This is a genomic window from Pseudomonas sp. NPDC087346, assembly GCF_044744235.1.
Taxonomy (GTDB): domain Bacteria; phylum Pseudomonadota; class Gammaproteobacteria; order Pseudomonadales; family Pseudomonadaceae; genus Aquipseudomonas.
Map to the genome: position 1 here is coordinate 1 of NZ_JBIUXX010000067.1, position 7,674 is coordinate 7,674.

Consider the following 7,674-nt stretch of genomic DNA (forward strand, 5'->3'; position numbering starts at 1 on the left):
GACGATCCGGTTGGGTGTAGACCGCAACGATCTCGTAAGGGCTGCTCAGCAGGGCCTTGAGGTGTTCGGCGGCGAATTCCGGGGTGCCGGCAAAGTCGATGCTGATGGTGGATCGCATCACCCATATCAGTGAAGAGGGTGGCAAGTACGGCAAAGGTGAATTGGTCGCCGAACTGGATATCAATCCTGAGCTGTGGTTCTTCGCTTGCCACTTCGAAGGTGATCCGGTAATGCCGGGCTGCCTGGGTCTGGATGCCATGTGGCAACTGGTCGGCTTCTTCCTGGGCTGGCAAGGCCTGCCGGGCCGCGGCCGTGCGCTGGGTTCGGGCGAAGTGAAATTCTTTGGCCAGGTCCTGCCGACCGCCAAGAAAGTCACCTACAACATTCAAATCAAACGCGTCCTCAAGGGCAAGCTGAACCTCGCAATCGCCGATGGTTCGGTCAGTGTCGATGGCCGCGAAATCTACACCGCCGAAGGCCTCCGGGTCGGCGTGTTCACCTCCACTGAAAACTTCTAAGGGTTATCCGCATGCGCCGCGTCGTTATCACTGGTCTGGGCATTGTTTCGTGCCTGGGCAATGACAAAGAGACCGTCTCCGCTAACCTGCGTGCAAGCCGCCCTGGCATCCGGTTCAACCCGGAATATGCTGAAATGGGTCTGCAAAGCCAGGTTTCCGGTTCCATCGACAAAAACCTGCCGCTCAAGGATCTGATTGATCGCAAGACCTTCCGCTTCGTCGGCCAGGCAGCGGCTTATGCCTATGTCGCCATGAAGAACGCCGTTGAAGACTCCGGTCTGACCGAGGAGCAGGTGTCCAACCCGCGTACCGGCCTGATCGCCGGCTCCGGTGGTGCTTCCACGCTGAACCAGATGGAAGCGCTGGATATTCTGCGCGAAAAAGGCATCAAGAAAGTCCTGCCGTATTACGTGACCCGGACCATGAGCAGCACTGTTTCCGCTTGCCTGGCCACGCCGTTCAAGATCAAGGGCCTGAACTACTCCATCGCATCTGCCTGCGCCACCAGTGCTCACTGCATCGGTACCGCCATGGAACAGATCCAGATGGGCAAGCAGGACATCGTGTTCGCCGGCGGCGGTGAAGAAGAGCATTGGAGCCAGTCGTTCCTGTTCGACGCCATGGGCGCACTGTCCAGCAAATACAACGACACCCCGGAAAAAGCATCCCGCGCCTATGACTCCAAGCGTGACGGTTTCGTCATCGCTGGCGGTGGCGGCATGGTGGTGGTTGAGGAGCTGGAACACGCTCTGGCTCGCGGCGCAAAAATCTACGCGGAAATCGTTGGCTACGGCGCGACATCCGACGGTTACGACATGGTTGCCCCAAGTGGTGAAGGCGCTGTGCGCTGCATGGAAATGGCCATGTCCACCGTCGACACCCCGATCGACTACCTGAACACCCATGGCACCTCGACCCCGGTCGGCGACGTCAAGGAAATGGAAGGTGTCCGCAAGCTGTTCGGCGACAAGGCTCCGGCCATCAGCTCCACCAAGAGCCTGTCGGGTCACTCCCTGGGCGCCGCAGGCGTTCACGAAGCGATCTACTGCATGCTGATGATGGAAGGCAACTTCATGGCGGGTTCCGCCAACATCGACGAGCTGGACCCGCAGGTGGCAGACATGCCGATCCTGACCAAGACTCGCGAAAACGCCACCATCAACACCGTGATGAGCAACAGTTTCGGCTTCGGCGGCACCAACGCCACGCTGGTACTGAAGCGTTGGGAAGGCAAGTAATTCCCCACTGCTGAGCCACACATAAAAACGCCCCGACTGGTTCGGGGCGTTTTTTTTCGCTTTCAAAACCCTCCACCACCACACAAAAACCTGTAGGAGTGAGCCTGCTCGCGATAGCGGTTTTTCAGTCAATATCTCCGAAAACTGACACTCCTCTATCGCGAGCAGGCTCACTCCTACAGGGGTTGTGGTGGGTTTGAAGATGAAACTTCTGTCATGCAACCAACCGCCCTGCGACCGAATGTCGCGTATTCAGCGGGCTGTAGCACTGTTGCAGATTACGCAACAACACATTGCACAAATCAGCCGTTTACTTAGCAAGCTAACAAACTCTATAAAGAAGTCCTGCACACGCCTTGCTGCAGATAACAGAGATTGGAGCTAGCAGATGACTGTAAAAGTAACTGAACGCGACGATTCACACATGTCCCACGAAGGCGTAGCCGCCGGTATCCGGATCTGGGACGTGCATCAACAAGACTTGCTGGTCGGCATGTTCCACAACGAGAACGACGCCCACAGCTACAAGGCCGAACTGGACGTGCAAGAGCAACAACGCGAAGCCAGTTCCTCCTGAATCAACCACAGCATTGAAAACGACAAACCCCGCCATGAGCGGGGTTTGTCGTTGTTACAGCTTTAACGATTTACCACATCAGATCGTCAGGGATCTGATAGGCCGCGTACGGATCGTCTTCAGTGCTGACTTCTTCGGTCTGTACGTTGAGCTGCACGATGCGTTGTGGATCGCGCTCCTGAATCTTCAGGGCCGCTTCACGCGGGATCACTTCGTAGCCGCCGGCATGGTGCACGATCGCCAGCGAACCGCTGCTGAGCTTGTTGCGCATCAGCGTGTTGACCGAGATGCGCTTGACCTTCTTGTCGTCAACGAAGTTGTAGTAGTCCTCGGTGGTCAGCTTCGGCAGACGCGAGACTTCGATCAACTGCTTGACCTGCGCAGAACGAGCCTTGGCCTCGGCCTTCTCTTTCTGCTGACGGTTCAGCTCCTGGTCGCGCTTGACCTTCTCGGCCTGGGCTTCCTGGGCTGCACGTTGTTGTGAGTCATCCAGTTCGATCTGGCCTTTGTGAACCAGACGCTGTTGTTTCTGCTTGTCTTTGCTGACCTGCTTGGCCTGCTTCTGATTGACCAGCCCTGCTTTGAGCAACTGGTCGCGAAGGGAAATGCTCATGGTGCTTATTTCTCACTTAGGCAACTGCTCAACCGCAGCTGGGCAAATTCTTTTCCTGACGTTTGGCTTCACCCCACAGGGCGTCCAACTCTTCGAGGGTGCAATCTTCTATGGGACGGTGGGTGTCGCGCAATGCCTGTTCGATAAAACGGAAGCGTCTTTCAAATTTAGCGTTGGCGCCACGCAGCGAGGTTTCCGGGTCGACCTTCAGATGCCGGGCCAGATTGACCACGGAAAACAGCAGATCGCCGATCTCGTCGGCCACCGCTTCGGGGTCATTTTCCGACATCGCTTCAAGCACTTCATCGAGCTCTTCACGCACCTTGTCCAGCACCGGCAGCGCATCCGGCCAGTCGAAACCAACCTGCCCCGCACGCTTCTGCAACTTGGCCGAACGCGACAGCGCCGGCAATGTTGCCGGCACGTCGTCGAGCAGTGACAGCTGCTGCGGCGCGGTGGATTTCTCGGCGCGCTCTTCGGCCTTGATCTCTTCCCAGCGCTGCTTGACCTGTTCTTCAGTCAACTGCGGTACGTCCAGCGGCGCATACAGATCGCCAGTGGGGAACACATGCGGATGACGGCGAATCAGTTTGCGGGTGATGCTATCGATCACTCCGGCGAATTCGAACCGCCCTTCTTCCCGCGCCAACTGGCTGTAATACACCACCTGAAACAGCAAATCGCCCAACTCGCCCTGCAAATGATCGAAGTCACCACGCTCGATGGCGTCGGCGACTTCGTAGGCTTCTTCAAGAGTGTGCGGGACGATGGTCGCGTAGGTTTGCTTGATGTCCCACGGGCAACCGTACTGCGGATCACGCAGACGGTTCATCAGGTGCAACAGGTCTTCAAGTGAATACATTTGTCAGTTCTCTACAAGAACCTGTGGGAGCTGGCTTGCCAGCGATGGCATCACCTCGATTCTTCTGAAAGACCGAGTTGCCTGCATCGCTGGCAAGCCAGCTCCCACAGTAGATCGAGGTCAAATTCACGGGGTGCGGTTACGCCGCGTCTCGATGATGTTCGGCAACTGGGAAATCCGCCCCAGCAACCGCCCCAACGCGTCCAGACCCGGGATCTCGATGGTCAGGGACATCAACGCCGTGTTGTCCTCCTTGTTCGAGCGGGTATTGACCGCCAGTACGTTGATGCGCTCGTTGAGCAGCACCTGCGAGACGTCACGCAGCAGACCGGAACGGTCGTAGGCACGGATGATGATGTCCACCGGATAAGTGAGCACCGGCACCGGGCCCCAGCTAACCTGAATGATCCGCTCCGGCTCGCGCCCGCCCAGTTGCAGCACCGAGGCGCAGTCCTGACGGTGAATGCTCACACCGCGGCCCTGGGTGATGTAACCGACAATCGCATCGCCCGGCAGTGGCTGGCAGCAGCCGGCCATCTGCGTCATCAGGTTGCCGACGCCCTGAATCTGGATGTCGCCACGCTTGCCCGGCTTGTAACCGGTGGCCTTGCGCGGGATCAACTCCAGCTGTTCGTTGCCGCGTTCCGGCTCGACCAGTTGTTGCGCCAGATTGACCAGTTGCGCCAGACGCAGATCGCCCGCGCCAAGTGCCGCGAACATGTCTTCGGCGGTTTTCATGTTGGCCTTTTCGGCCAGCTTCTCGAAATCCACCGCCGGCAAGCCGAGGCGACTCAGTTCACGCTCGATCAGGGTTTTACCGGCCGCGACGTTCTGATCACGCGCCTGTAATTTGAACCAGTGAACGATCTTCGCCCGCGCCCGCGAGGTGGTGATGTAACCGAGGTTCGGGTTCAGCCAGTCACGGCTTGGCGTGCCGTGTTTGCTGGTGATGATCTCGACCTGTTCACCGGTTTGCAGGCTGTAATTGAGCGGCACGATGCGCCCGTTGATCTTGGCGCCACGGCAGTTGTGACCGATCTCGGTGTGTACGCGGTAGGCGAAATCCAGCGGCGTCGCACCCTTTGGCAAGTCGATGGCGTGACCGTCGGGGGTGAAGATGTAGACCCGATCCGGTTCGATATCGACCCGCAACTGCTCGGCCAGACCACCGATATCGCCCAGCTCTTCGTGCCATTCAAGCACCTGACGCAGCCAGGAGATTTTCTCTTCGTAATGGTTCGAGCCCGATTTGACGTCGGTGCCCTTGTAGCGCCAGTGCGCGCACACGCCGAGTTCGGCTTCTTCGTGCATGGAGTGGGTGCGGATCTGCACCTCAAGCACCTTGCCTTCCGGACCGATTACCGCGGTGTGCAGCGAGCGGTAGCCGTTCTCTTTCGGGTTGGCGATGTAGTCGTCGAATTCTTTCGGGATGTGCCGCCACAGCGTGTGGACGATGCCCAGCGCGGTGTAGCAGTCGCGCATTTCCGGCACCAGCACGCGCACTGCACGCACGTCGTAGATCTGGCTGAATTCCAGACCCTTGCGCTGCATTTTGCGCCAGATCGAATAGATGTGTTTGGCTCGGCCGCTGATGTCGGCATCGACGCCGGTGGCCTGCAATTCATCCTTGAGCTGGGTCATCACATCGCTGATGAAACGCTCACGATCAAGCCGCCGCTCGTGCAGCAACTTGGCGATCTGTTTGTATTGATCGGGCTCGAGATAACGGAAGGACAAGTCCTCCAGCTCCCATTTGATATGGCCGATACCGAGCCGGTGCGCGAGTGGCGCATAGATGTCGAAGACTTCCCGGGCGACCCGGTTGCGTTTCTCGTCATCAGCGGTTTTTACCGCACGGATCGCACAAGTACGCTCGGCGAGTTTGATCAGCGCAACGCGAACGTCGTCGACCATCGCCACGAGCATCTTGCGCAGGTTTTCCACCTGCCCTTGCGTGCCCATTACCATCGACTGGCGCGGGCTGAGGCTGGCACTGATCGCCGCCATGCGCTGCACGCCGTCGATCAGCTTGGCAACCACAGGGCCGAAGCGCTGGCTGACCGCCGCGAGTTCGATCTGACCTTCACGCACGCCACGGTACAAGACCGCCGCGACCAGCGAATCCTGATCCAGCTTGAGGTCGGCCAGAATCTCGGCGATTTCCAGACCGGCGCTGAAACTGCCACTGCCTTCGGCCCACAGATTCTTCGCCGCGTTGGACTGTTGTTCGGCCTCGCGAGCGAACTCGCAGGCGTCTTTCAAGGCTTCGCGATCCAGTGCCAGATCGACACTGACCGCATGATCGAGCCAAGCCTCGAGATTGATACTGCCGTCGGTGTTGATCGGCTGGTGTGCTCTCACCTGTACCATCTTGCTTACCTTCCCTACGACGCAGATTCAATGCGTCAAATCGCTGATCTTCAATGCCCGCTCGCATTCGCGGGGCTAATGCGAACGCTGTACGGGCAGACCAGACGGATCAGACGAGCCGTCCTAGCTCGCTTCAAATAACGCCATGGCCTCGACATGTGCCGTCTGAGGAAACATATCGAGAATCCCGGCACGTTTTAACCGGTAGCCCTGCTTGATCAATTCGACCGTATCGCGCGCCAGAGTTGCAGGGTTGCACGACACATAAACCAGCCGCTTGGCACCCAGGGTCGCAAGCTTGCGCACCACCTCGAAAGCACCGTCACGCGGTGGGTCCAAGAGTACCGCAGAAAAGCCGTTTCCGATCCACTGGGCATCGGTCAAAGGCTGGGATAAATCGGCTTGAAAAAACTTTGTGTTATGCAAATTGTTACTAGCGGCGTTCGCTTCGGCGCGCTCGACCATGGTCTGCACCCCTTCCACCGCCACCACTTCACGCACGCTCTTGGCCAGCGGCAAGGCAAAGTTGCCCAAACCACAGAACAAGTCCAATACGCGTTCGTCGCTGGTCGGTTTCAGCCAGTCCAGCGCCTGGGCAACCATCGCTTCGTTGACCCCGGCGTTGACCTGAATGAAATCTCCCGGCCGGTAAGCCAACTCCAGATCCCACTGCTCCAGGCGATAGCCCAGCGACTGCGAGGCATCGACCGGTTGTGGTTCGCCTTCACCGTGCAGCCACAATTGCGCTTCATGGAATGCGCAGAAATCCTTGAGGATGGTCAGATCCGCTTCGGACAACGGCGCCATGTGCCGCAGCAACACCGCCAGCGACGAGCCGCTGAACAACTCCACATGCCCCAGCGCCTGCGGTTTGCTCAGGCGACGGAGCATCTCCGGCAAGCGGGTCATGATCGGTTGCAAGGGCTGTACCAGCACCGGGCATTCGCTGATCGCGACGATGTCCTGACTGCCGGCAGCACGGAAACCGACTTCGAGATTTTTTGCCTTCATGTCCCAGCGCACGGCAATCCGGGCGCGGCGGCGATAGCTGAATTCCGGCCCGGTCAGCGGTGCGGCCCATTCTTCGGGGTCGACGCCGGCCACCTTGGACAATTGCTCGGCGAGCATGCGCTGTTTCAGGGCAAGCTGTTCGGCATGGGGCAGATGCTGCACGCTGCAACCGCCACAGCGGCCGGCGTGCTGACACGGTGCCGGACGACGCAGATCACTGGCCTTGAACACGCGCTCGGTGCGCGCCTCGACCACTTTGCCGTGGGCACCAAGCACCCGGGCTTCGACTTCTTCACCCGCGAGGGCACCGAGGACGAACCAGGTACGACCTTCGAAAAACGCGATACCGCGACCGTCGTTAGCCAGGCGCTCGATGCTCAAGCGCTGCTTTTTACCGGTAGGGATTTGCGGGGCCTTGCTGCCGCCGGTGGGCTGGAAGCGCAGGCCTCTCTCTTGCTTGGCCATCAGTTGGGCGCGTCGAAAAT

6 protein-coding genes and 2 pseudogenes are annotated in these 7,674 nt (G+C 58.9%); 3 read left to right on the plus strand and 5 right to left on the minus strand.

Features of this window, described 5'->3' with window-relative positions; all coding sequences use genetic code 11:
• Positions 1-118 (minus strand): annotated as a pseudogene (gene fmt / locus ACIOZM_RS26915) (methionyl-tRNA formyltransferase); the annotation flags it as partial.
• On the opposite strand from fmt, the pseudogene fabA reads away from it, so the two are divergent.
• From fabA to ACIOZM_RS26930, 3 genes and pseudogenes are all read left to right on the plus strand, one after another.
• Positions 87-518: pseudogene (fabA, locus tag ACIOZM_RS26920) on the plus strand (3-hydroxyacyl-[acyl-carrier-protein] dehydratase FabA); the annotation flags it as partial. The pseudogenes fmt and fabA overlap by 32 nt on opposite strands.
• Before the next feature lie 11 nt (positions 519-529).
• The gene (gene fabB / locus ACIOZM_RS26925; RefSeq protein ID WP_401219505.1) at positions 530-1,756 is read left to right on the plus strand and encodes a beta-ketoacyl-ACP synthase I; all 1,227 of its coding nucleotides are present in this window, start codon (positions 530-532) and stop codon (positions 1,754-1,756) included.
• Between the two features lie 388 nt (positions 1,757-2,144).
• Positions 2,145-2,333 (plus strand): hypothetical protein, encoded by a 189-nt coding sequence (locus ACIOZM_RS26930; RefSeq protein ID WP_401219508.1) that lies wholly within the window; start codon positions 2,145-2,147, stop codon positions 2,331-2,333.
• A 70-nt stretch (positions 2,334-2,403) separates the two neighbouring features.
• On the opposite strand, the gene ACIOZM_RS26935 is transcribed toward ACIOZM_RS26930, so the two are convergent.
• The 4 genes from ACIOZM_RS26935 to rlmD all read right to left on the minus strand — a co-directional run bounded on the left by ACIOZM_RS26935 (position 2,404) and on the right by rlmD (position 7,654).
• Entirely contained in the window at positions 2,404-2,946 is a 543-nt protein-coding gene (locus tag ACIOZM_RS26935) for a DUF2058 domain-containing protein (protein WP_401219511.1), read from the minus strand.
• 28 nt (positions 2,947-2,974) lie between these two features.
• Positions 2,975-3,808, minus strand: a complete 834-nt coding sequence (gene mazG, locus ACIOZM_RS26940; RefSeq protein WP_401219513.1) for a nucleoside triphosphate pyrophosphohydrolase — start codon at positions 3,806-3,808, stop codon at positions 2,975-2,977.
• 126 nt (positions 3,809-3,934) lie between these two features.
• On the minus strand, positions 3,935-6,178 hold the full coding sequence (relA, locus tag ACIOZM_RS26945; RefSeq protein ID WP_401219516.1) for a GTP diphosphokinase: 2,244 nt from the start codon (positions 6,176-6,178) through the stop codon (positions 3,935-3,937).
• A gap of 123 nt (positions 6,179-6,301) precedes the next feature.
• Complete coding sequence (gene rlmD, locus ACIOZM_RS26950; protein ID WP_401219562.1) at positions 6,302-7,654, minus strand: 23S rRNA (uracil(1939)-C(5))-methyltransferase RlmD; 1,353 nt, start codon at positions 7,652-7,654, stop codon at positions 6,302-6,304.
• Positions 7,655-7,674: the final 20 nt, after the last annotated feature.